Consider the following 23,724-nt stretch of genomic DNA (forward strand, 5'->3'; position numbering starts at 1 on the left):
GGATGAGGTCACAGAGCATCCTTTCTGCGGGCAGCGTCAATCCGGCGTGCACATCTTGATGGATCGTGAAGGCCGGTTCCTCGACAACGTCTTCATCGAGCATCTTTGGCGAATCCTGAGATACGATTACAGCTACCTACACGCTTGGGAGATCGGATCGGAGACGTAAGCGACCAACGGGAATGGATGGCCTTCTACAAATACCAGGGTCCTCGCGCAGCCCCGGCGGCAAGCCACAGACGCTAGTCTATTGGCAAAGAAATGATCTCAACCAACACGATCATTAGATGCAACGCATCTCGCAATTTACGCCAGATCCTGTCCAAGAGTAAGCGCTCTATTGAGGCTGTCTGCCGACGGACGCAGGAAATAAGACAGGTGTATAGCGACGTGTTTCAGGTGATCGCACAAGTATCAGCCAGGTGGTGCCATCGAAGTTGTTGCTTTCCACCTCGACCAACTTGCAACGATTTGCCGATGGCAATGTGCGTGCTGCGTTCCGCGCGAGCTTGCCGCGCAAGTAGCCTGAACAGACAACTCGCAAAACCATACCTAAACCCCGCCCGCCAATTCGGCGTGGCGGGATGTTTGATACTTTTTCACTGAAGAGCGGCTGCTGCCTCGTGACGGTGATACCAGACGGCCGCCGCTGTGCGGTTACTCACGCCGAGCTTGTTGATGATCCGATGGATATGGATTTTCGCGGTGTGCTCGGAGACCTGAAGGCGATCCGCGATGATCTTGTTTTGCTGACCGGATGCCAAGAGTTGCAAGACCTCCCGTTCGCGCCGCGTCAGAGTTTCGATCAGGCCCGGCGCAGCCACCAGATCAAAGCCCGGCTCGGCAAGCTTTTTCGAGATCGTTTTCGAGACCGTCAATCCGGTCTCAAGAAGCGCTGGCGGGACAAACTGCCCCCCCGACAGAATGAGGCGCAATGTCAGCATCCAAGTCGTGATATTGATGCTCATCGGAAGGAAACTCACCTGCTCGAGCAAGGCGCCCGATCGAAGGAAATCCATTGCCTCCATTTCGGGCGTGTCCTCGCTGTAGGCAATCGCGACACGCATGCGCGAAAGGGCTTCTCCGCGCGCCGCGATGAACGCTCTTAGTCCCGCGGCGTTGCCTTCATCCACGATCAAAGCGCAAACCCTTTCGCCATTCGCAAGGCGGCCATTCTCATCAATGCGTTGAGAGATTTCCTCCAGATAGTCTACGCGGTCCACCGAGACCTCCGGCACTTCGCTCTCTATCGTCCGGATGATCGCATCGCCGAAAATCTCTCGCTGCCCTACTAAACATATGCGCGCATCACTCTTGCGCCGTGGCGCAGCTCGAGACACCCCGCTAAAATCCGCCCTATTGTGCGTATCCATATCCCCTCCAATTTTTTGCCTCCCCAGGCCTTAATGAAACAGGATAACACAGGCGCGTGAACGGGGTATCTGCCCGAGTGATATATAATCGAAAGGCCCTAACGACCGGTGCATGCCGATGCGAAACTCGGTTTCGTGGAAAGCTTCAACGACCGTAAACGGCTGCTGCCTCCCTCCCCCGGGTAAAGCGTGGCGGTATGAAGTTGCAGGACCGGAGATCGTCGATGCGGCCTTTCAGATGGCGGCGGCAATGGCCTCCCGGGGTGGCCTTGAGATCGGCGGCAGGTCAGCGTCCGGTTCTCGCAAAATGGCTGCGAAACGACGATCGAGAGGGACACTAACCGTCTGTAGGTCACGGAAATCGGCCGCCGAAATTTGACGCGACATCATACCTCCAGGCGAATGACTGTCGCCTGAAGCAAAGACGTCACCTTATGCCTACGCGCGACAGGGCCTTTTGCGAGGCTGTGGGAGTGCGCCTCCAACGCGAACATGGACCGCGCGGAAATGCGATGTCGAATACGAAAGATAGTAGCAACATGCATTGGAGTTATCTTTCCTGAGCGAAGAGTGCTCCGGGTAACGACGGCTAGATCTGCAAGAATGAGACCTAAAAGTTGTCTCGGGAGGAACCAACCCTATCGATGCTTGTTTCGATAATGTGCGGCCGATCGCGCAAAAACTCTTACTTTTTCAAAGTTGTTAGCCCTGCGAAGCCTTTCGAAAGGTCGGATCGTGAGACGCCCCACTCCGCGCCCATCTCATGGCACGCCGATAGCCCGCCCGGCGGTCGGTCTCGCTTCCCGCAAAAGCGCAAACGTGCCACAATCGGTTGCGCTCATCGGCAGCGGAGCTACGGCCATTTATGCGCTCAAGCACCTGATTGAGATCTCCTCCCCACTCACAATTCATATCTTCGAGCGCGAGCGCGAGATCGGGCCCGGGATGCCCTATCGAAATGGGGTTAACCACCCGCAGATGCTCGCCAATATAGGCAGTCGAGAGATCCCGCCCGTGGTGGAGAGCTTGGAAGCGTTTCTGCTACAGAGCAATGCGGCAACACTCGTAGAATTCGGGATCACTCGTGCGGAAATTGGGCCAGAGGCCTTTTATCCGCGGGTCGTCCTCGGCCGCTACTTTATCGCTCAAATAGCGGCTCTCATAGCGAAAGCGCGTGGCCGCGGACATAGTGTAGAGGTCCGCTCGCGCCATACTGTCGTGGATGTAGAGCCGACCAAGCTCGGGACGCGTGTGAAGTGGGAGACACCGCACGAAAGAGGCACGGAAACTTTCAACCACGTTATCCTGGCGACCGGGCATCAATGGCGCGATCGGAAGGATAACTCGGGAGTTCAGCTCCATTCGCCGTGGCCCGCGGAATCGTTGCGACGCTTCATTGGCTGTGCAGTAGGACTCCTTGGCAGTTCGCTTACTGCGATTGATGCTGCTGTCGCCCTGGCATCCTTCCAGGGGCGATTTGAAGAGAATGAGAACCAAGTGCGCTGGGTCCCCCACGCTCCCGACGCCGGGTTCACGATGGTAATGATGTCGCGCCGTGGTGTCTTACCCGATGCAGACTGGTATTACCCTCACCCGCTTCCGCCACTTTCGCTGTTTACCCACGAAGCGCTTTCAGAGCTCGTTAAGCACGACAACTTCCTGATCAATTGCCAATCGGTTCTTGCGAAAGAACTGGAGGCACTGGACCCCGCATATGCCGCACGCACGCGACCCGCGCAGCTTGAAGGGTTCGCGCAGCGCCATTTTGCCGATCGGCTGTCAACAAACTCTTGGGAGGATGTGCGTTCCGATTTGAGTCTCGCGAAGGCGAAGCGCGCCGCAAAGATCAGTGAACCATGGCGCGTGGGCTTACTGGCAGCACATGAAGTTTATCAGGGCATCGTTCAGCATCTGACACCTGAAGACCGCGCACTGTTTGATCGTGAATTGCTTCCGGTTTTCTCCGATGTCTATGCATCGGTGCCGCATCGCTCAATCGAACGCATGCTTGCGCTGCACGACGCTGGCGTGCTCGAACTCGTGAGGCTTGGGGAGGACTATACGATCGCGGCGGAGGGACAGACGGTAAGAATCACCGGTGCTTCCGGCACGATAACAGTTGAGCACTTGATCGATGCGCGCGGCCAAAGGCCTGCCGACCTCACCGAGTTGATGTTCCCGACGCTCCGCGATGCGGCCGATCTCGATCCAGAGACTCTACTGGTCAGCGGCCCGCATCAAGCAGCCGGAACGATAACCTGCGTGGCGATCCCGGTAGTGCTGAAACGCAACCCCTTCGTGCAGGGACTGGAAAATGCCGAAGCGTTGGGGCGGCGCGCCGCGCAGAACATCGCCGATGCAATCGCGTTCTGCAGCCAAGCCTAAGAGCACTCACCCGCTTCAAACAAACAACGGCGTAGCCACGAAGACTGCACCGTTGCTTCTTTCCGGACCTTTTCCCAATCACTCTGCCGCAGGCAAGAGAAAGGCGCGCTGCGCTCTCTCAACCTCGGCCACCCGGGCTGCGTCTTTCGTTTTCGTATGCGAGGGGGCGAGCTTGTCGATCACGCGGCACGTCGTCGCGTAGGGCATGTCTTCCATTTGGGAGCAAAGCGCATAATCCATCTCGTCGGGTTCGCGCAGGATACGAATGCCGTTCGGCGTGTTCTCGTTGAGTCCATCAGACGAAAAGCGTGGGGCCTGCGTTCCATCGGCATGCAATGCGCATGTTATTGATGGAAAACCTTTGCACCCGTAACCCAGAAGATGGGAATGCCCTTCTCGTCGAGGGTGCGACCGAAATCAGCATCTCGCCGACATAGCTAACATAGCGCTCATCAAACAAAGCGGACAGAGCCCAGCTCTCGCGATCGGGTGACACCTCTCAAGTTTGGAGGGAGGTTCCGCTTGATCCTTAAAGGGTGAGGGGTTGGTGGTTTCGAGCATGTCAGAAAGGGCCCCTCTTCGCACCTCGCACTAAGTCTGCCCCCCGCCCCAACGCCACCCAACCCAAGCGTTCGTCGCCCACCGGAACCTGGCGCGGCAGAGGGCGTTACCCCAAGGTCAAGCATAAGGAGCCGCCCATGGCCTCACGCGCGATCTGGAAAGGCCAGCTGCGACTGTCGCTGGTCAGCATCCCCGTCGAAATCCACTCCGCGACCAAAACGGGCGCGCGGCTCTCGTTCCGGCAAATCCACGGCCCCTCCGGCAAGCGCGTCCATTACGAGAAAACCGTCTCCGGTATTGGGCCTATCGATGCCGACGAGATCCTCAAGGGCTACGAGATCGGCGATGACGAGTATCTGCTGCTCGAACCCGAGGAGATCGACGCGATCAAGCTCGAGACCAAGAAGACGCTCGAACTCGTGCAGTTCGTCGACGCGCCCGAAATCCCGCCGCTCTATTACGATCGACCCTATTACGTCGTGCCGACCGACGATCTCGCGCAGGATGCCTACCGGGTGGTGCGCGATGCGCTACGGCAATCGAAGAAGGTCGGGCTTGGGCAACTGGTGATGCGCGGCAAGGAATATCTCTGCGCACTGCGACCCTGCGGCGACGGTATCCTGCTGGAGACGCTGCATTACGCCGATGAAATTCGCGAGGCCGATCCGCTGTTTTCCGACATCGAGGACGAGCCGGCGGACAAGGAGCTGTTGGAGGTCGCCACGCAGCTGATAGACCGCAAGACCGACAGTTTCGACGCATCCGCCTTCACCGATCACTACGATGCGGCGCTGCGCGATCTGATCGACCGCAAGCGCAAGTCGAAGAAGACGCCCCGCGCCAAGACGGGAGAGGACGACAGCAGCAGAGGCGGCGATAACGTGGTCGACCTGATGTCCGCGCTGCAGGACAGCCTCAAGGCCGATGGCGGCGGCAAATCCGGCTCGAAGTCCGGGGGCAAATCGACGGGTCGGAAATCGTCATCGAAAACCTCCGGTTCGAAGTCGTCCGCGTCGAAATCCAGCAGATCCTCCGGCGCGAAGTCTTCAACCAAGAAGTCCGCGTGATGGGAAGCCTCGACCGTTATCTCGAGATGCGCGACTTCGCGCAGACGCCAGAGCCCGATGGCGGCACTGCCTCGGGCCATCTCGCGCCGCGCTATTCGATCCAAAAACACGACGCGACCCGCACACATTTCGATCTGCGCCTCGAATGGGAGGACGTGCTGCTGTCCTGGGCGATCACCAAGGGACCGTCTTTCGATCCGGGTGAAAAACGGCTCGCGGTGCGGACCGAGGATCACCCGCTGGATTACCTCACCTTCGAGGGCACGATACCGAAGGACAATTATGGCGCGGGCACGGTGATGCTCTGGGATCTGGGGCATTGGCAGCCGCTGATCCCGGTCGGCAAGGCGCTCAAGAAAGGGCATCTGCATTTGCGCCTGCATGGCGCGCGACTCACCGGCGAGTGGCACCTGATCCGCATGAAAACCGAAAGCAAACGCGAGAACTGGCTGCTGATGAAGGCGGAGGACGCGGCGAGCGGCGCGCGCGATCCGGTGGCGCGCTATCGCCGCTCTGTCCAGAGCCAGCGCACGATGCGCGAGATCGCTACCGACAAGGCGCCCATCGAGACGCAGGTGGGCAAGCGCCCCGGCTTCTCCAAGCCGCAGCTCGCGACGCTCTCTGACAAGATGGTCGCAGGCGACGGGTGGTGGCACGAGCTGAAATTCGACGGCTACCGCGCCCTGATCGCGCTTGGCAAAGGCGGTCCGCGTGTCTTCACCCGCAACGGCAAGGATTGGACGGATCGCTTCGACGACCTGCTACCCGCGCTGGCCGAGGTCGACTGCGACAGCGCCCTGATCGACGGCGAGATCGTCGCAGGCGCAGGGCTCGACGGGTTTTCGGAGCTGCAAAAGGCGATCACCGCAGGTGGACCGTTCCGCTTCTACGGCTTCGACATCCTGTCGCGCGACGGTAACGACCTGCGCAAGGCGCCGCTCTCCGAACGCCGCGAGGTTTTGGAAGAGGTGATGAAGCCGCTCCCCGCGCTTGGGCCCGCGCAGCTCTCTCCGGTGATCTCGAAAGATCCCGAGAGTGCATTCGACACAATCTGCAAGGCGGGCGGCGAGGGGCTGATCGCAAAGCGCATTGACGCGCCCTATCGCGGCGCGCGCTCTAAGGCGTGGATGAAGGTCAAATGCGAGCGCCGCGACGAGTTCGTCATCCTTGGCTGGCAGGAAAGCGACAAGCGCGGTCGGCCCTTCGCCTCGCTGGCGCTGGGGGCCGCCGAGGGCGACGGCTGGCGCTATGTCGGCAAGGTCGGCACCGGCTTCGACGAGAATCAGGCCGAGGCGTTGGCCAAGGCGATGAAACCGCTCGCTCGCAAGACCGCCCCCGCGGATGTCGAGGCGTCGGAGGCAAAGGGCATGCACTGGATCACGCCCGAGCTGGTTGCGGAAATTCGCTATGCCGAGCGCACCGGGGGCGACCGACTGCGGCACGCGGTCTTCCTCGGGCTGCGCGAGGACAAGCCCGCGCGCACGGTGCGGCTGGACAATGACATAGCCTCCGAGGAGCGCCCGAACGTTGCGGGGATCGGGATTTCCTCGCCCGATCGAGTGGTCTTCGAAGGTGCGGGCTATACCAAGTTGGACGTGGCGCGCTACTACGAGGCAATGGCCGATCGCATCCTTCCGCATCTTGCCGAGCACCCGGTGTCGCTGCTGCGGCTGCCGGAAGGTCTGGGCGGCGAGCGCTTTTTCCAGAAACACGCGGGGCGCGGCTTTCCTGACGGGATCGAGAATGTCGAGATCACGGAGTGCGACGGCAAAACCGCGCAATACATGGTGATCCGAAAGGCGGAAGGTCTGGTCGCGGCGGCGCAGATGGGCACGATCGAGTTCCATATCTGGGGCAGCCGCGTCGACCGGCTGGAGCGGCCCGACCGTCTGGTCTTCGATCTCGATCCCGACGAGGGGCTGGATTTCGCGGCGGTAAGGGATGCGGGTTTCGAGATCCGCGATCTGCTCGCCGAGTTGGACATGCAGAGTTGGCCGCTCCTGTCCGGCGGCAAGGGTGTCCATGTAACGGTGCCGCTGCGGCGCAGTGCCGGTTGGGACACGGTGAGGCTTTTCGCGCGGGTCTTCTCGCATTTGCTCGTGGCGCGGTCGCCCAAGCGCTACACCGCCGAAATGTCGAAGGCGAAGCGGAAGGGCCGGATTTTCGTCGACTGGCTGCGCAACGGTGAGGGAGCCACGGCGATCGCGCCCTATTCGCTGCGTGCACGGCCCGGGGCGCCGGTCGCGATGCCGGTCTCGTGGGACGAGCTGAAGAAAGTCCGCAAGGCCAACGCCTTCGATCTGGGCGCGGCGCTGAAGCGTGATGCAGAGATCGCGTTTCCCGACGCCGTGTCGATTAGTCAGGGCCGGGTCGACAAGCTCAAGGACATGCTGGAGGCTTCGGAGTAGCGCGCCTCATGCGAGGGTCGCCGTGCCACGGAGGTCGGATGCGAAATGCTTAACGACATTGAGCGGTTGGGCAACTGATCTTCCGAGAGTTCCGAGACGCCTGAGAGGCGCGCGACCTGCCGCGTCGCTCGTTCTTTTGTCTTGAGCACAGCGGCAATCGGCCTCGAACATGTGTGCTTGACCTAAGCCTTCGGCGGGCGGAAAGTTTCTCGCGCAAAAGTAGAGAAGAACTAGCGTGACTTGATGAGTGTCGACTACGTCAGGATTTCCTTGGAGGACGGATGTCAATCTTACGAGTGCTTGCAGCGGCGGGGACCATCTTGGGTCTCGCCTCCCTCGCGGGCCTTGGGCTCTCCTCTTTTTTGGGGCATCTTCAGGTTCCACCCGCTATCGCCGTCGCCGTAACAGGGTTTACCTATCTGTGCATGGCTGTGCTCTTGTGGGGCGGAGATCTCGCCAGCAGGTTCAGGCCTCGTGAGGACGAGAATGCCTCTCAGAGTATCCTCTGCCCGCGTTGCCACCAGCCCGTGGAGATTCGACGTGCTGAACGGGCCGCCTATTGCCGGGCCTGCGGGGCTCGGATCCCTCCGCGGCGAGACCCGCCGATCTCGTAGAAAGATTGGGCCGCGAAGGCCCTCTTCTCGTCTGATTGGGGCTGAACGAACTCAGTTATTCACGTCCCAAATCTTGCAATTAAGCGCGACGAGACTGAAGTTCTGACCCTTGGGGGCGCCTCGCGAAGATCCTCGGACTGAATGGCCTCGAGGGAGCGAGCTCCTCTCGGGGCCGACCGAGACGCCCGATAGGGCGCCCTGACAGAGAGGGCGGATTCCGGTCGTTCGCTGCAGACGCAAACCGCTTTAGCCGCCAGATCGAAAGAGGATGTTCAACTCGAACCATTTCCCGAAATTGCGCCGCGCCGCGGCAAGGCGGCTTCGGGCCCGGAGCTCCATCCCAGCCATTTCAAGTCAGAGATTTGATGGGCAGCCCTGCTTGATCGCACAGGCCGGGAAAATTCAGGCGAGCCAGCCAAAATCTGTTAACACGCTGTCATAAAATAGACTTCGATGCGCGGAACACTCTTCGCGCATAGACCCGCGAGAGCAGATCAAAAGCTCAACTCTCGCCTGGAACGCCACTGGTCAAGCCGAGCATCGTCGCATGCCACGCAGCCTCCGCCCGCGAGGAAATGCCGAGTTTCTTGTAAATGGACTTGATGTGGGTGGCGACCGTATTGCCGGACAAGCCCAACAGGGCCGAAACATCGGAATTGCGCATGCCACGCCCAATGAGGGCAAGAACCTCTCTTTCTCGTGCCGTCAAGACTTCCTCGTCGCCGACAGCTGGGCCCGTGCGTCGAAAATGCTCAATGATGCGACGTGCAACCGGCGGCGAAAGCGCCGGAATGCCCTGAGACAGTTGCGACAGCTGGAGGATGACCAGCTCGGCGGGTTGTTCCTTGAGAATGTAGCCATCCGCCCCCGCAGAGAGCGCTGCAACGATGTTTTCGTCACCTCCCAGAACGGTGGTGACCACATAGAGCCCCCGCGTGGACCGGGTCCGCAGGGCGCGCAACACGTCAATGCCGCTCCCGTCGGGCAGCTTCAGGTCGATCAGGGCCAAATCATAGTCATTCTGACCTGCCGCCGATAACCCCGCCTGGCAGGTTGCGGCCAGATCGATCTGAAGCGGGCCGGGAAAGGAGGCCTGTGCGATGTCGTGCAGCCACGTCCGCGCTTCCGCCAAATCTTCAAGGATCAAGGCGCGCATCATTCAAATTTCCCCCAGAAGTTCGAGCTGCCCCGAGGCCTTGAGCCCCGGCGCCGCATCCTCGAAAGCAATATGTCCCCCCAGGGCCAGGATTCGAGCGTTGATATTGGCAAGCCCGTGGCCCTGATCTGGCGCCTCGGCCGGCAGGCCGACACCATCATCGCGCACCGTGAACCGAAGTGTGCCGTTCCGATACGTAAGCCGCACATCGAGGCTGCGGCCCTTCGAATGGCGTAGGGCATTGCTCACCAACTCCCGCAGAACAGACCGAAAGCCATGCGCCGCACCGGAGGCGACGAAGGCGGCCTCGTCGTCACAGGTCGTGTCCCATGTCAGCCGGATATTGGCAAATTCCAGACGCTCGGAGGTTTCCAGCCGCAGATCCGCGAGCAGATCCCCGATGCTCAGGCCGCCGCGCGCCGCGTTCTTCACGATGTCGCGCATGTCGGCAATCGTGTCTCGAATAAGCGTGTCCTTGCGCTGGTCCGTCTTGCTGTGTAGCGCCGAAAGCAATTGCGCCCCGAGATTGTCGTGCAAGTCGCGCGCGATGCGGATGCGTTCGTCCTGCATTCCGCTGCTATAGGCATTCCGGCTGCTGATCGCATGGGCCAGCATGGTGTGGATTTCGGTGGCGAAACGCTGGTCTTCCAGATTGAAAAGGGCGCGTCCAGTCCTTGCATAGGACAGGCGCAGCGGATCAAGCTCGGACACCCCAGGAATGATCAGCGAGACGCCTTCATTGACCAGCCGCGGATGCGATTGTTCGGAGCCGGTATCGATGGCGATTTCAAGCGGTTCAAAGCAGTCACGTAGCACCTGTTGCCATTTTCCCTGCCGCAACTCGTGGGGCGCGAGCGCCACGTCCACGATCCTGTTGAAGATTGCATCGCGCGGCACCCGGCTTTTTGGCGTGAGCCAGACTGCGAGCCTTTCGCGCAACGGTAGATAGATCCACGCAATCGCCGCCAGCGACAGCGCGAAGGCCGCCGGACGGCTAAGCGAGACAACGTAGATCAGCACCGCATCAATCATCACCAATAGCGCCACGGCACCGAAATAGAACACCAACCGAAACGTCACGCGATCGAGATCGAAAAGCTGATACCGGGCCACGCCTGCCGCGACGCCCATAAATAGAAGCGCGAAGAGGGCAAAGGCATAACCTTGCGACAAGACCGGTTCGGCGGAGAACAGGGGCGGCACGAGAATAAACAGGACGAAGCCCCCCGCCCCCGCTCCGACCGACAGCGCGAACCAACGCACGGCAGCCCTCGCGGCCGGGTCTCCGGCGGTCTTTACGAATTGAGCGATGCCCGCCAGCACGATGGCCAGCATCAGCAGAACCGCCGGAAGATGAAAAAGTTCTGCTGGTCCAAGCGGGAGGGCGCGTGCCGTCTCCACCACCCAGCCCCCGGCGAAGAAGACGGTAAGCCCCCACAACAGCCGCATGGACACCAGCCTGACCGGGTAGACGAGCAGCAAAGACAGCATCGCAACCCCGAACATCAGGGCCCCGGCGTGGTTGAGGGCGCCAAGCCACCGGAACAGGGCCCCCGGAAGGGCCAGTTCCCGTGTCGAATAAAGCGCCGCCGCAAAGGCGGACAGCATGACCCCGCCCCCCGCGATGGCAAGCAGCCGCGCGGGCAACTGGCCCCGGCGCAGGCTCAGCACCCAGACCCCGATCATCGCGCTGACCATGCCCGACAGGATCTGCACCCAGAACACGGGCGGAAGGCTGGTGATCGGGCGGCTTGACCGGGGCACGACGGTGAAACGCGCCGCATCGTCTCCGCCGGTTTCAAGAATGACCTGCGGTGCGCGGATAAGCGTGTTCAGCTTCTGCTGGCGGTCGAGGAACATCCGCATCGCGACGAAGTCCTCCGCCACGTCCGGCTCCTCGACCATGTCGAAGGCAACCAGTGGCATGCCCGAAAGCGCCACGAGGGGCGCCCCGACGAGACTTGGTGGAAGAACCTGTGACGCCGGTCCGTCCGGGGCGATGGCCCGGATCATCACCGCACGCGCCTCGGCTCCCGTTTCCGGCTCAGCTGAAAGGCGCAGGCCCATCCATGGCTGCGCCAGAGCCACGAAAACTGTGAGCGCCGCGATCAAAGCGCACAGAACCGCAGTGCCGATCAAAATCCTGACCGGCGTAAATCGTCGTGCCAAGTCGTTCTCCGCCGTCCGCGCCTCATGAAGTTGCACTTGAAAAAGACAGGCTCGCCAGAGGCTTCTCACCTGTTCAAGTGATACCCACACCAACCAAACAAACTTAGTGTCGCCTTAGCAAGGGATTTGAATACGGGACGAAATAAAATGACAACCATCGGTAAACGGCGCCGGTTCATGGGGACTTCGGCGCTTCTGTCCGTGTGTCTTCCTTTCTGCAATCCGGCGTTTGCAGACGTGAACACGCAACTCGAAACCATCACCCCGGCGGAGGATACGCGCGCCTACTACGGGGACACGCCTGATCCACGGGACGAGAACTACAGCTACAGGTTGACCCACGAGGCCGTCGTGGGCGGGATGACAGCGGACGGCAACGCGTTCGTGGGAACCGTTTACCGCAACTACTCGAACGCCATCTACGCCGGGTTCGAATGGACCGAGACGGGCGGCGTCGGGCCTGCGGGAAATGCCGCCGCCACGACCCCCTCCGAGGCCTATTACTACTTCACGGCGAACGACATTTCGGCAGACGGATCCGTTATCGTCGGCAAGGCCGCAGGCGGCATTTCAAATCATCCAGGGGTTCAGCGCGCCTATCGATGGACGGCTGCGGAAGGGTATCAGGATCTTGGCACCGTGGATCGGACGGCCACGTTCGGCCAGTCCGATGCCCGCGCCGTTTCCGGCGACGGCCGCACCGTCGTCGGCTATGACCGCGCGCTAAATGGCAGCGAAACGGCGTTTCGATGGACGCAAGAAACCGGCATGGTCAGCCTTGGTTTTCTACCCGGACGCACCTCTTCCGGAAATGACTGGGCGCGTGGCGCGTCTTGGGATGGCAGCGTGATTGTCGGACAGGCAACCGGCGCCCCCGAGGGCTCCTTTGGCGCCAGCGCCCTGAAACCGTTCCGCTGGACCGAGGCAACGGGGATGGAACAGTTGTCGATCCCGGCAGGCAACAACCCCTACGCGCTCGATACAGGTTACGCCAGCGACGTGTCGTGGGACGGGCGCGTGATCGTCGGCGCGATGCAGCCGGGCGGCATCTATGGTCATCGCGCCGTGCGCTGGACCGACGGCACCATGGCCTTGCTGGGCACGCTGCCCGAGGTAGAGGCGGCCCAGGCGGCGGACATCTCCGAAGCGCTCGGTGTGTCCGGCAATGGCGACGTCATCGTCGGCTTGGTGAATGGCTTCGACAGCCGCACCCATGGCTTCCGCTGGACCGAAGACGGCGGGATGCAGACTGTCGAGGACTGGCTACGCGACAGTGGCGCGACGATTGACGCATCAGTTCCCGGCCGCTCCGAAATCACGCTGACGGCAGTCTCGACCAATGCGGACGGATCGGTCGTCGTCGGGATCACCCGCGACAGCGAGACCTATATCGCCCGTGGTAACGGAACAGGCTCTGCCGCCCTGCCCGGCTCCGGCGACACCGGCGGAGGTGACACCGGCGGAGGCGGCACCGGCGGAGGTGACACCGGCGGAGGCGATACCGGCGGAGGTGGCACCGGCGGCGGCGTCACCGGCGGCGGTGATACCGGCAGCGGCGATACCGGCGGCGGCGACACTGGCGGAGGCAATACCGGCGGAGGCGACACCGGCGGAGGTGGCACCGGCGGCGGCGACACCGGGGGCGGCGACACTGGCGGAGGCGATACCGGCGGAGGCAATACCGGAGGCGGCAATACCGGCAGCGGCGTGGGCATCATTACGGTTTCCAGCCTGGGTTCCAGCCTCGCGACGACCGGTGCCGCAAATACGACGACGACCCGCAGCCTCGGTGTCATCGTCAATGGCGCAGGCTCGCGTCCGCTTGACCGACGTGTCGAACAGGGGCGCTCCATCTTCTGGACGGGCGGCGATTGGGGAACGGACCAGATCGACGGCAAGGACGGTCGCTTTGGTCTTGGTGAGGTCGGCTTTGGCCATAACTTCGGCGCGTTTCAGCTGAACGGCGTGGTCGGCACGATTGCCAATCATCAAGACGCGATCCTTGGCGGGAAAACCGAAACCCGCGCCACCTATGTCAAGCTCGAAGCTCTGCGCCAGTTGAGCGGCACGAACGACCGCGGGCTTTGGGCCGCGTTCACGGCCTCGGGTCTGTGGGGCACGGCCGAGCTTACGCGCGGCTATCTCGTGGGCGGCGGCGCGCTCGACACGTCTCGAGGCAAAACGGATGTCGAAGCCTACGGGATCCGCGCTCGCCTCCAATACGAGAACATCGTGCCGATGATCTCTCCCTATGGCGAGCTTTCGCACTCCAAGTCATGTCTTGACGCATATAGCGAAAGCGGGGGCGCATTCCCGGCCGCCTTCGACCGGCTCTGCGACGAGGCAACGGAACTTCGGCTCGGTTTCGATGCGGAAGTGCCTTTGTCCAGCAGGATCAACCTGCTCGGCACGCTTGAAGGGGTTCACCGTTTTCAGGACAGCGGCTCTAGCGTGGCGGGCGAAGTGATCGGCATCGGCGCCTTCGACCTGGGTGCGCCGGATTACCAACAGGACTGGCTGCGCGCCGGCCTGGGTATTTCTGCGGATCTTGGTGGATCGAAACTCAGCATCATTGCTAACGGCACCACCAAAGGTGAAGCGGCAGATGCGTGGATCGCCGCGAACTGGAGCATCAAGTTCTGAGACACGATAGCACAGTCGGCCAGACACCTTTGCGCCGACTGTGCGTTCCTCTAATGGCATGTGTGAATGCGTTTTCATCGGCTATGAGCCGTCGAACGGCTCTGTGCGCACAGCATCGTTACGCCGAACCTGATGTCGTGCGAGCTGCGAATTGCAGGAAGGTCCGACTTGTGGCGCTATCCAACCCAAAAATGCGGCAAGACGCACGAACGACGTCTTCTGGCCGTCCTCGCCAGATGATCGCCTCGCCCAGGTGGGCTGATCCCCGCAGCGCTCTATGACCGGTTCGAGCCCCTTTTGACCGTGATCCAATACGCGGATAAAGGGAGGTAACGAAAATGCATTCGACTGGCTGCGGGGCGTGCCTGTCGGGAGGTGTGTGAATGGACGACAATCCAGCCATCGGACAATGCCTGTGCGGCGCAGTGAAATTCCGCATATCGGGAAAGTTCGAGAGCTTTTTCCTGTGCCACTGCGCCCGTTGCCGCAAGGACAGCGGGTCGGCCCACTCGGCAAACCTGTTTTCGTCCACGGCCAAAATTACATGGATATCAGGTGAGGAAAACATCAAGACGTTCCGGCTCCCCGGTTCACGCCACGTGAAGAGCTTTTGCTCCGACTGCGGGGCCGCGCTGCCTGTTTCCCAACCGGAGGTTGATTTGCTTGTGGTGCCAGCAGGATCGCTTGACAGCCGGATCGACATGCGACCCAATGCGCATATCTACTGTTCCAGTCGCGCGATTTGGGACAACGACCTGGCCTCCATTGAGAGTATCGACGGGCTTCCCGGCTGAACGGTCGCGCCGATAATGCATCTCGGACAACAACCAGACGACAAGGGCGCGACCGTCGGCTTCGTCTCGCACACCGACGTTTTAATCGAAAAGTGCTGCTCGGCACGTGAACGGCTGCCTCGAGGGGCCGCACCGCAGCATTCGGACCGCGATGCCAGGGTCGGCTCAGGGCCGAGAGCGTCGATACGGTCGGGCGAGTCTCACGACAGGTTTGCCGCGACGCCGCATGGCCGCTTCGAGCCCAAACTGACCGTGTTGTTCTTGGGAGATTTCGCACTTGCAGCGCGGAGGCGTCCGGCGCATTTCGGCCCTTAGCGGCCGTTCGCCGGCCGGTCTAACGCTGCAGCGCGGTTTCACCGAACCGGACCTTCGCTCAGCGCGCAGAATCTCCACCGCCCTAATGACCGCTGATCGGACGAAGCGAACGTTCTCGAAATCCCGTGGCTATAGCCAGCTGTAGCGATGTGGATCTCGTGATTTGAGCGCCTCTTTCATACGCTTGCGTTCTCCTCGCGTTGCAGCCGCAAGGATCGACCGGATCTCTCGATCAATCGTTTCCTGATCGGCGCCCAAGGCTTCCGCTTTCGCATACCAGTCGGTGCCAGCCATGAGGTCCCCCATTTCCATGTGGACTGCACCAAGCAGCGTGCAGGGGCGAAAGTCGGTTGGTGTCAGTTCGTGAGCCTCGTCACCGGACAGCTTTGCTTCATCGTAACGCTGGAGGTCACGCTGCGCGCCGCCTCGTGTCGTAAGGGCCGCCGAGCGCATTTTCTTATCAGTGACCTGACTGAGCGCCTGCCCGGCTATGGCGAGTCCTGTTTCGGCACAACCGGCTTTCCTCCAATGCGCACATGCATTGATGGCCTGCCAAACATCGTTGGTGTGATGCCATGCTTCGGTAAATGCTTCTGCTTTGTTGCAGTGGTGGGCTTTACGCAGTTCTTCGGTCCAGTAGTCTGAGCCCGTAGAGCCCAGCCAGAGAAGGTCATCAGTTTCGATCGGATTTCCATCTGCGACCGATCGGAGAATACGCATGACCCTCCCGTAATGCGCGCGGTCAATATAGCCTTGGCCGAACAGGTCAAGAAAACGACGACGCTCGAGCTGTTTTTCCCTCTTCGCGAATAATACGTTATTCGTTTGCTCGGTCGCTTCATCTCTTCGGCGACGTTCAGCCGCTTCTTTTTGCTCAGCGGCAATCTTTGCTTTGAGACGTCGTTCCTTTTCCATCCGTGAATTTTCACGAAAAGCGTCCCTGTCCAGTTTGCCGATGGCTAACTGAAGGAGCGCTTCGTATCCGCGCTCTCGCAAAAAATGCTGTTGAATGACAGTCAGCGGAGAGCAAGCCTCAACCCGTTGAAGAACGGCGTGAAGGCGACTTCCAGGAATAGCGGCGCCAGGCACGTCATCGAGGAAATACATTGAGGCAAGACCAGTATTAGATGAGTTCAAGGTGCGCTCCCTCCGTGAGCCGTTGCAATCAGACTGCGTCAGGCTGTCTACTGATCGCAAGTCAATATTTCCGCCGGTTTCCGGCGCTAATATTTCCACTATGGACCTGCGGCGTTGAGGCCATAAGGGGAGACTTTCTTTGAAAGACGAGCCGTCGCTTCGGTCTCCAAGCCGACTTGAAACAGTGCGACACGACCCCGCACGCCTCATCGCCTCGGACTGGTTTTCTCCATGACTGCTGTAAGCAGAACGGCATTTCTGTGCGCGCATATCGAGCCCGAGTGAAAGCTGGCTGTCGCGAAGTCATTGCCGCAACCATGGGCTTGAGTTGGCGCAGTGAACGGCCGAGGCTGTGTGGAAACTGAAGTCCATGGTATATTTCCGCAAGGCAGCGGGAGGCACGGATGGCGGGTTTCATTGATGGCATCGACCGGGAGCAAGCCACGCTTTCCCCCGAGCGTCTCGAAGATTGGATTGGGGAGGATCATCTGGTCCGTGTCGTCGACCTCTTCGTCGATGAGCTCGATCTTCTCGCGCTCGGGTTCGGACGCTGTGTGCCTGCTCGAACCGGTCGCCCGGGCTACCATCCATCCGTCCTCTTGAAGCTCTTCATCTATGGCTACCTGAACAGGATCCCCTCCAGCCGCAGACTGGAACGCGAAGCCGGTCGCAATGTCGAACTGATGTGGCTGACCGGTCGCCTGGTGCCCGACCACAAGACCATCTCCGACTTCCGGCGGGACAATGGCCCGGCCATCCGCAGGACCTGCGCACAGTTTGTGGAACTATGCCGCCGGATTGGCGTGCTGAAGGGGGATTGCGTTGCCATCGACGGCGAGCCAGGTTCAAGGCAGTGAATAACCGCGACCACAACTTCACGAAGGACAAGATCGCCAGCCGTCTGGCACATCTCGAGACCGATGTTGAGCGCTACATCGATGAGATGGTGCGCATAGACCGTCAGGAGGAGGGTAAGGCCCGGGCCGAAAAGGTTGCCCATCTCGCCCGTCGCTATGGCCGCATCCGGCAGGAGATCGCGCGGCTGAAGTCAATGGAGAAGGCTTTGGCCGATGCGCCCGACGGGCAGATATCGCTGATCGATCCCGATGCCCGCGCCATGTCGACCAGCGCCCGGCACAGCGGCATGGTCGGCTACAATGTGCAGACAGCGGTCGATACCGAGACGCATCTGGTCGTGGCGCACGACGTTACCAATCAAGGTTTCGATCGAGACCAGCTCAGCCCAATGGCGACCGCCGCCAAGGAAGCCCTGCGGCGCGACGACCTTCACGCCGTCGCCGACAAGGGATATTTCAGTGGGGCTCAAATCCTGGCTTGCCATCAAGCGGGGATCACCACGACCGTGTCGCGCCCGGAAACCTCGGGCAACCGGGCCAAAGGTATGTATGTGAAGGCCGATTTTGCCTATGACCCGGCACGCGATGTCTATACCTGCCCCGCGGGTGAAGAGTTGACCTACCGCTACACGCGCGAGGAAGACGGGCTGCAGGTCGGTCGCTACTGGACCAATGCCTGTCAGCAGTGTCCGGTCCGGCACCGCTGCACCAGTGGTAAGGAACGCCGGATCACGCGATGGGAGCATGAGCATCTGGTCGATGCGATGCGCGAAAGGCTGAGCGGGGACGCGGACCCGATGACCCTGCGCCGCTGCACGGTCGAACACCCGTTCGGCACGATCAAGGCTTGGATGGGGCACACCCATTTCCTGACGCGGAGGCTGAAGAATGTCAGCACCGAAATGGCGCTCAATGTTTTGGCCTATAATATCAAGCGAGTGATCACGCTGATTGGCCTCCGGCGCCTGATGCAGGCCATTCCGGCCTGATCGGGCAGCCGCCCCGGGCTCAGTCGTCATGCTCTGCCCAGCAAGGGCTCACCAGGCCGCGATGCGCGCGAAGGAATGGTCGAAGGCCGCGAAAAACGAGCCGTGCGGAAAACTTGCATCAGGAAGCCCTCGTCGACGGGTTTCCACACAGCCTCGGCCCACAGCCGACATTGCTGACAACCGCGACGAAGGTCCGGAATGAGCCCGTTTCCGCCATTGAGGCCCGAGCGCATCCATTCACACTCGGGCCACGCGGTTTGCTTACGTGCGTCTGAGATTGTCGAAGTCCTGCCGAAGCGGGGCGGTGTCATAGATGATCGTCAGTTTCTCGAACCGATCTCGCGCGTCGTTCAGTTCAAACACATCAACACATTCAAACGACACCAGCTTACCGTCAGCCAAGGTCCATTCGTATCGGAAGTGAAGGGCAACCGATTTCGACATTTCAGACGTGTCGAACACATTCAGTAACGAGGTTTCTGATCTGTTCGTATCTTTGAAAAGATCGGCATAGAACTCAAAGGCATCTAGCACCCCATAGAGCGGGGATACAACCTTCGCGTTGTCGCTGAAGAGGGCGCGCACATCCGCGAGATTTCCCTCGTTCAGGGCTTTTAGATAGTCGATGCAAAGCTGTTTGGTCGTCATTTTAGCTCCATTGAAAGAGCCGCGACCGGGGATGTCCGAAGAAGCAAACCGCCCAATCACGGCGGTTTGGATCAGCAACACTATCCACCGCCTCAGGAGCGGCGGTAATAGGTGCCTTGAGCAAGCTGGATGTGCTGACTGATCATGAAGGCCTGATATTGCTGGCGGCGCGAGAAGGCAATGCGTATTCGACCAAATGGTCGCTTTGTCCGCATTGCCGACCTTGGCACGCCAAACCATGCCGCATGAGGCACCGATGGCCGGTTTGGGGAAGCTGCGCCGCGGCAAAGCCGAACCTAGCGAAGGTCGGGATTGGGCCGTTCGCGACGGGTCCGTAGGTCTGGGCGGAGAGCAGTCGTTCACAGCGAGGCCGAAGGCACCCCTTCCGGTGTCAGGACGCGGACATACAGTCGGGAACACAGGCCCGCTCCTCGCTGAAGGTCAGGACGGGCGGAAGCGCGGGATCGAGCACAGAAAAGACTGCGCCCGGTGGCGGAAGTTATGGCGAAGTTGTGCCTGGAAATCGCGCGCCAGTATCTATGCCCTTGTTCGAATTTGTCGGCCCCAAGGATGCGGGGTGGTAGATCGCGAAAAGGCCATCTATCGTCAGCACTCTCGGGCCTTCCATTTGTTCGCATTTTGTTCTACTGTTTGGTATGGAACAGTCGATCTACTATGACGTGCAACAAGACATTGAACTTGGTGCATGTATGGCAAAAAAATTTTTTGAAGAGCGCGGCGATCAATCAGTCGTTAAGGCCCGTATTATCCAAAAATACTTTGTAGCGTGGGCAAACATCGTAGTTGGAACAGCGAAGAGGTGGGGTGAGGGAAAAATCGCCTATATCGACCTCTACGCTGGACCAGGGCGATACAAAGATGGCGCTGCTTCGACGCCCTTGATGGTGCTGGAGAAAGCAATTGAAAACGAGCGCATTCGAGACGCCCTAGTTGCACTGTTTAACGATGTTGATGAAAACAACTCTAACACTCTCAAGCAGGAAATAGCCAAGTTACCTGGTATCGAAACTCTCAAATACCCGCCTGTCGTGAATTGCAACGAGGTCGGGAAGGACGCTGAAGAGTATTTCTCGGAAACTCAAATCATTCCCGCTTTCACTTTCTTCGATCCCTTCGGCTACAAGGGCTTGTCATTACGCTTGGTCAATGGGGTGATCAAGGATTGGGGTTGCGACTGCGTCTTCTTTTTTAACTACAACCGCATCAACGCGGGTATCTCCAACCCGTCTGTTAAATCTCACATGGATGCATTGTTTGGGGAGGAGCGCGCTAATCAATTGCGCATCAAGGTCAACGACGCAAGTCCGGCTCACCGACAGGAAATGGTGCTCGAGGAGCTTTCCAATGCTCTGGTGGAAATGGGTGGAAAGTTTGTGCTCCCGTTCCGCTTTAAGAACCCGGAAGGCCGTCTGACTCACCATCTTGTCTTCGTATCGAAGGATTTTAAAGGATACGAAGTCATGAAGGAAATTATGGCAAAGGAGAGTTCCACCGAGGATCAGGGTGTGGCGAGTTTTGCTTATTCGCCTGCCGATGAAACTATGCCTTTTCTGTTCGAACTTCAGCGTCCCTTGGATGATCTTGCGGATATGCTTCTTCACGAATTCGCAGGCCGGACTGTCTCTATGAGAGACATCTACTGTGAACATAGCGTAGGCCGCCCCTTCCTGAGTCGCCACTACAAAGATGTCTTGGGAAAATTGGAGGCTGCTAAAAAAGTTTCTGTCGTTGATCCAGAAGGTAAAAATAGAAGGAAGAATTCCTTCGCTGACCGCTTACTGGTAACGTTTTTCTAGGTAGTATCATGGGCACGAACTCGAAAATTGAATGGACTGAGGCGACGTGGAATCCAGTCGCCGGTTGCAGTATCGTCTCGCCCGGCTGTACCAATTGCTATGCTATGCGGATGGCGCAACGGCTTGAGGCAATGGGGCAACCGAAATACCAAGGCCTGACCCGAAAGTCGGGCGGACGGCCCAAGTGGAATGGGAAAATACGCTTAGACGAAGAGGCTCTTCAGATTCCTGGCTCCTGGAAGCAGGGCCGGATGATATTCGTCAATTCAATGTCTGACCTGTTTCATGAAGATGTACCTCTTGATTTCATTGAGCGCGTTTTTTCAGTGATGCGTGGGTGCTCGCGTCATACGTTTCAGGTTTTGACAAAACGCTCGGAGAGGCTGAAGGAATTATCTTCATTCCTTCAATGGTCTTCCAATATCTGGATGGGGGTGAGCGTAGAGAGTGCCGATTACACTTTCCGAATTGATGATCTGCGAGCGAGTGGGGCATTCACTAAGTTCTTGTCCCTTGAACCGCTCGTGGGAGACGTTGGACAGATGAACCTAGAGGGTATCGACTGGGCAATTGCGGGGGGAGAAAGTGGCCCTGGGGCTCGCTACATGAATCCAGATTGGGTCCGTTCGATACGAGATCAGTGCGTCCGTAGTGGCGTCGCCTTCCACTTCAAACAGTGGGGTGGTGTTAACAAAAAAAAGGCTGGCCGCATTCTCGACGGTCGCACATGGGACGAGTTACCTTTTCGGGCTGTAGCATAAGGAAAGTATCAAGACATCGCGTGAGCGCCTAGCTCTGGGCGTCTCGTTAAGAACGCTGCGCAGTTCGTGTAAGACGGGTCTAGGTAAGCTGCATTGCGGCGTCGGAACGGGAGATTAACGGCGGCTATGGGCCGATGCCGTATGGAAACGCGCTGGCAAGGCCTACCTGATGCTGGTTGCCGCTCTGTTCGTTTTTGGCGGCCTCAAATCATTCATTCGCTCCCATCGCCGCCTGATGAGCCCATGTTAGGCAAGGCAACATACCCAGAGGGAGGAGTGACGCTGCCGAATGAATCCGGTCGAGTTTCGCCGAGTCTGCGGGAGAGCCGCGCCGTTCTTATACCTGAGGCGCAACCACTTGCTTCTCTCGCAACAAAGATAAGACGCGGTCTACGAGGTCTGTCTCAAAGAATGGTTTGCTTACGACCTCCGTCCCTTCGAACGATGAAGGTAAATCGGAATGATCGACTTGGCCGCTCAAGATCAGAAAAGGGATTTCCTGTTCAGACAGTTGCGACGCGATCACTTCGCTGGTCTCATCTCGAAGGTTCACGTCCAGCAGCGCAACTTCAGGGAGGCGCCGCAGGGCCTGGAGAGCGCTTAAGACGGTCGTGAAGGGACCAAGCACTTCCGCCCCGCGCGAGTGGAAAATCTCGGCGATATCCATGCCGATGATTGGGTCGTCCTCGACGATCATGATCTTTCGACCTGTGCAAGAAGTGTCGTTGCTTGCTTTCGTGTCCGCGGGGAGCTCCAAGGTTTGAGCCGGTGCTGCGTCCGCAGCGTTCAACACCTCGCGTTCGAAGCTATGATGAACCAGGATATCGCAGATCAAACCCTGCTCCGCGAAATCTAAATCGACCGTGCCTTCGTCGCGCATGGCGTTTTGCAGGATGGTCGAGCCTATACCAGTGCGCCGTGTTTTCGGAACGGGAGGCCCACCTTCTTCGGCCCATTGAATCAGAACCTGACGTCCTTCTCCCTGAACGATACTGAGTGCGACCTGACCTTTCGGCACAGAAAGCGCTCCGTGCTTTACCGCGTTGGTGAGCAGTTCATGAAGGATCATTGCCAACGCTTCAGACGCCGCGCCGGAAAACCAGATTTTCGCGTTCCCAATAATTCGGATCCGTCCTTGCCAGCCGTCAAAAGCATTGAGTTCCACTTCGAGGATATCGCTCAAGCTCGAACGCTCAGCCTCAGAGGCGATGAGAATTTTGTTCGCACGCGCCAAGGCGGCGAGCCGTTCCAGCAAAGTCGCGGAAAAGTCCTCGACCGTCGTCGCCTTCTTGCTCGCATGACGAACCATAGAATTCATAATCGCATAGGTATTCGCGACGCGGTGATTGAGTTCCCGGGATAGCAGTTTGAGGCGGTCTTCGTTCAGCTTCGTCTCGGTGATGTCGATCACGTGCCCGATGAGTTTCACAACCTGACCGGCATCAGAGAACTTGGGCATCCCCTTTGCGCTTATCCATCGCTCTGCCCCATCCGCGCGCCGGATACGCGTTTCGAAAGACCAAGGTTCGCCCTTGGCCAGAGATGCCTCCAGCAATTGCTTGACCCGATCACGATCGTCAGGTTCGACATAAGTCAGGAATGTATCCGCGCTCCATTCGTGCAGGCGCGTATCGTGGCCAAAGATCTGATCGTGGCGCAGATTGCGCACCGCTTTTCCCGTCGCAGCATCCAGTTCCCAAATCCCGATCTCGGACGTCGCCAAGATAAGGTCCAAATGGCCGCTGCCGTCCGCCGGCAACTCGAGATCGTTCATGGCTGCTCGCTGGTTAATATGCATTGATCATACGCTCACGATTATCCCCCCGAAGCAAGCCAATGCTCCGACTTAGCGAAAATTGGCATGCTGTTCCGATGCGCTCAATTTCGGAGATTTGTGGCTGCACATGGCGAACGAGAAAGCGGACTTTCGCCGCACTGACGAGAAATGCCTGCTTAGGGCCGTCACTGCGCCGGAGCAGGAAGGGCGGAAAGCGGACCTTCGCTGCGCTCGGCCCAAATGCCTGCTATGC

Annotated in this window: 14 protein-coding genes and 2 pseudogenes; 9 read left to right on the plus strand and 7 right to left on the minus strand. The window is 59.5% G+C overall.

From position 1 onward, the window contains the following. Positions 1-31 precede the first annotated feature (31 nt). Positions 32-163 (plus strand): annotated as a pseudogene (locus tag BMI86_RS21495) (IS3 family transposase); the annotation flags it as partial. A gap of 436 nt (positions 164-599) precedes the next feature. On the opposite strand, the gene BMI86_RS16175 reads toward BMI86_RS21495, so the two are convergent. After that, on the minus strand, positions 600-1,373 hold the full coding sequence (locus tag BMI86_RS16175) for a response regulator transcription factor (RefSeq protein ID WP_078523535.1): 774 nt from the start codon (positions 1,371-1,373) through the stop codon (positions 600-602). An 819-nt stretch (positions 1,374-2,192) separates the two neighbouring features. Here BMI86_RS16175 and BMI86_RS16180 point away from each other — a divergent pair. Then, positions 2,193-3,758 (plus strand): FAD/NAD(P)-binding protein, encoded by a 1,566-nt coding sequence (locus BMI86_RS16180; RefSeq protein ID WP_168173875.1) that lies wholly within the window; start codon positions 2,193-2,195, stop codon positions 3,756-3,758. A gap of 78 nt (positions 3,759-3,836) precedes the next feature. On the opposite strand, the gene BMI86_RS21310 is transcribed toward BMI86_RS16180, so the two are convergent. Continuing rightward, the gene (locus BMI86_RS21310; protein WP_168173876.1) at positions 3,837-3,998 is read right to left on the minus strand and encodes a hypothetical protein; all 162 of its coding nucleotides are present in this window, start codon (positions 3,996-3,998) and stop codon (positions 3,837-3,839) included. Positions 3,999-4,456: 458 nt separating this feature from the next. Between BMI86_RS21310 and BMI86_RS16190 the strand changes: the two genes are divergently transcribed. After that, the gene (locus BMI86_RS16190; RefSeq protein ID WP_078523458.1) at positions 4,457-5,386 is read left to right on the plus strand and encodes a Ku protein; all 930 of its coding nucleotides are present in this window, start codon (positions 4,457-4,459) and stop codon (positions 5,384-5,386) included. Continuing rightward, positions 5,386-7,794 (plus strand): DNA ligase D, encoded by a 2,409-nt coding sequence (gene ligD / locus BMI86_RS16195; RefSeq protein WP_078542294.1) that lies wholly within the window; start codon positions 5,386-5,388, stop codon positions 7,792-7,794. Before BMI86_RS16190 ends, ligD begins: the two co-directional genes overlap by 1 nt. Before the next feature lie 1,116 nt (positions 7,795-8,910). On the opposite strand, the gene BMI86_RS16200 is transcribed toward ligD, so the two are convergent. Both BMI86_RS16200 and BMI86_RS16205 read right to left on the minus strand, forming a co-directional pair. Then, positions 8,911-9,567, minus strand: coding sequence for a response regulator transcription factor (locus BMI86_RS16200; RefSeq protein WP_078523460.1), 657 nt, complete (start codon positions 9,565-9,567; stop codon positions 8,911-8,913). Then, positions 9,568-11,733, minus strand: coding sequence for an ATP-binding protein (locus BMI86_RS16205; RefSeq protein WP_078523461.1), 2,166 nt, complete (start codon positions 11,731-11,733; stop codon positions 9,568-9,570). A gap of 147 nt (positions 11,734-11,880) precedes the next feature. Here BMI86_RS16205 and BMI86_RS21400 point away from each other — a divergent pair, with 147 nt between their 5' ends. After that, positions 11,881-14,376, plus strand: coding sequence for an autotransporter domain-containing protein (locus tag BMI86_RS21400; protein ID WP_210402731.1), 2,496 nt, complete (start codon positions 11,881-11,883; stop codon positions 14,374-14,376). A gap of 383 nt (positions 14,377-14,759) precedes the next feature. Beyond that, a complete protein-coding gene (locus BMI86_RS16215; protein ID WP_078523463.1) occupies positions 14,760-15,170 on the plus strand; it encodes a GFA family protein in 411 nt (136 codons plus the stop codon). 444 nt (positions 15,171-15,614) lie between these two features. Here BMI86_RS16215 and BMI86_RS16220 read toward each other — a convergent pair whose 3' ends face one another. Continuing rightward, entirely contained in the window at positions 15,615-16,592 is a 978-nt protein-coding gene (locus BMI86_RS16220; protein ID WP_078542296.1) for a hypothetical protein, read from the minus strand. Between the two features lie 434 nt (positions 16,593-17,026). Here BMI86_RS16220 and BMI86_RS16225 point away from each other — a divergent pair. Then, positions 17,027-18,468 (plus strand): annotated as a pseudogene (locus tag BMI86_RS16225) (IS1182 family transposase). A 261-nt stretch (positions 18,469-18,729) separates the two neighbouring features. Here BMI86_RS16225 and BMI86_RS16230 read toward each other — a convergent pair. Then, on the minus strand, positions 18,730-19,194 hold the full coding sequence (locus BMI86_RS16230; protein ID WP_210402732.1) for a nuclear transport factor 2 family protein: 465 nt from the start codon (positions 19,192-19,194) through the stop codon (positions 18,730-18,732). Positions 19,195-19,772: 578 nt separating this feature from the next. Here BMI86_RS16230 and BMI86_RS16235 point away from each other — a divergent pair. Together BMI86_RS16235 and BMI86_RS16240 are read left to right on the plus strand one after the other, a co-directional pair. Continuing rightward, positions 19,773-20,933 carry a three-Cys-motif partner protein TcmP gene (locus tag BMI86_RS16235; protein ID WP_210402733.1) on the plus strand — a complete coding sequence of 387 codons (1,161 nt, stop codon included), beginning with the start codon at positions 19,773-19,775 and terminating at the stop codon, positions 20,931-20,933. Between the two features lie 8 nt (positions 20,934-20,941). Continuing rightward, positions 20,942-21,694 carry a phage Gp37/Gp68 family protein gene (locus BMI86_RS16240; protein WP_078542298.1) on the plus strand — a complete coding sequence of 251 codons (753 nt, stop codon included), beginning with the start codon at positions 20,942-20,944 and terminating at the stop codon, positions 21,692-21,694. A 337-nt stretch (positions 21,695-22,031) separates the two neighbouring features. Here BMI86_RS16240 and BMI86_RS16245 read toward each other — a convergent pair whose 3' ends face one another. After that, the gene (locus tag BMI86_RS16245; RefSeq protein WP_168173877.1) at positions 22,032-23,468 is read right to left on the minus strand and encodes an HWE histidine kinase domain-containing protein; all 1,437 of its coding nucleotides are present in this window, start codon (positions 23,466-23,468) and stop codon (positions 22,032-22,034) included. Positions 23,469-23,724 lie beyond the last annotated feature (256 nt).

This window comes from Thioclava sp. DLFJ5-1 (assembly GCF_002020115.1).
GTDB lineage: Bacteria > Pseudomonadota > Alphaproteobacteria > Rhodobacterales > Rhodobacteraceae > Thioclava > Thioclava sediminum.

Excerpts from the sequence above, each read along its gene's own strand:
- BMI86_RS16220 (WP_078542296.1), bottom strand. The coding sequence starts at position 16,592 with ATGTATTTCCTCGATGACGTGCCTGGCGCCGCTATTCCTGGAAGTCGC.
- BMI86_RS21400 (WP_210402731.1), top strand. The coding sequence starts at position 11,881 with ATGACAACCATCGGTAAACGGCGCCGGTTCATGGGGACTTCGGCGCTT.
- BMI86_RS16215 (WP_078523463.1), top strand. The coding sequence starts at position 14,760 with ATGGACGACAATCCAGCCATCGGACAATGCCTGTGCGGCGCAGTGAAA.
- ligD (WP_078542294.1), top strand. The coding sequence starts at position 5,386 with ATGGGAAGCCTCGACCGTTATCTCGAGATGCGCGACTTCGCGCAGACG.
- BMI86_RS16200 (WP_078523460.1), bottom strand. The coding sequence starts at position 9,567 with ATGATGCGCGCCTTGATCCTTGAAGATTTGGCGGAAGCGCGGACGTGG.
- BMI86_RS16245 (WP_168173877.1), bottom strand. The coding sequence starts at position 23,468 with ATGAACGATCTCGAGTTGCCGGCGGACGGCAGCGGCCATTTGGACCTT.
- BMI86_RS16175 (WP_078523535.1), bottom strand. The coding sequence starts at position 1,373 with ATGGATACGCACAATAGGGCGGATTTTAGCGGGGTGTCTCGAGCTGCG.
- BMI86_RS21310 (WP_168173876.1), bottom strand. The coding sequence starts at position 3,998 with ATGGATTATGCGCTTTGCTCCCAAATGGAAGACATGCCCTACGCGACG.
- BMI86_RS16235 (WP_210402733.1), top strand. The coding sequence starts at position 19,773 with ATGGAACAGTCGATCTACTATGACGTGCAACAAGACATTGAACTTGGT.
- BMI86_RS16190 (WP_078523458.1), top strand. The coding sequence starts at position 4,457 with ATGGCCTCACGCGCGATCTGGAAAGGCCAGCTGCGACTGTCGCTGGTC.
- BMI86_RS16240 (WP_078542298.1), top strand. The coding sequence starts at position 20,942 with ATGGGCACGAACTCGAAAATTGAATGGACTGAGGCGACGTGGAATCCA.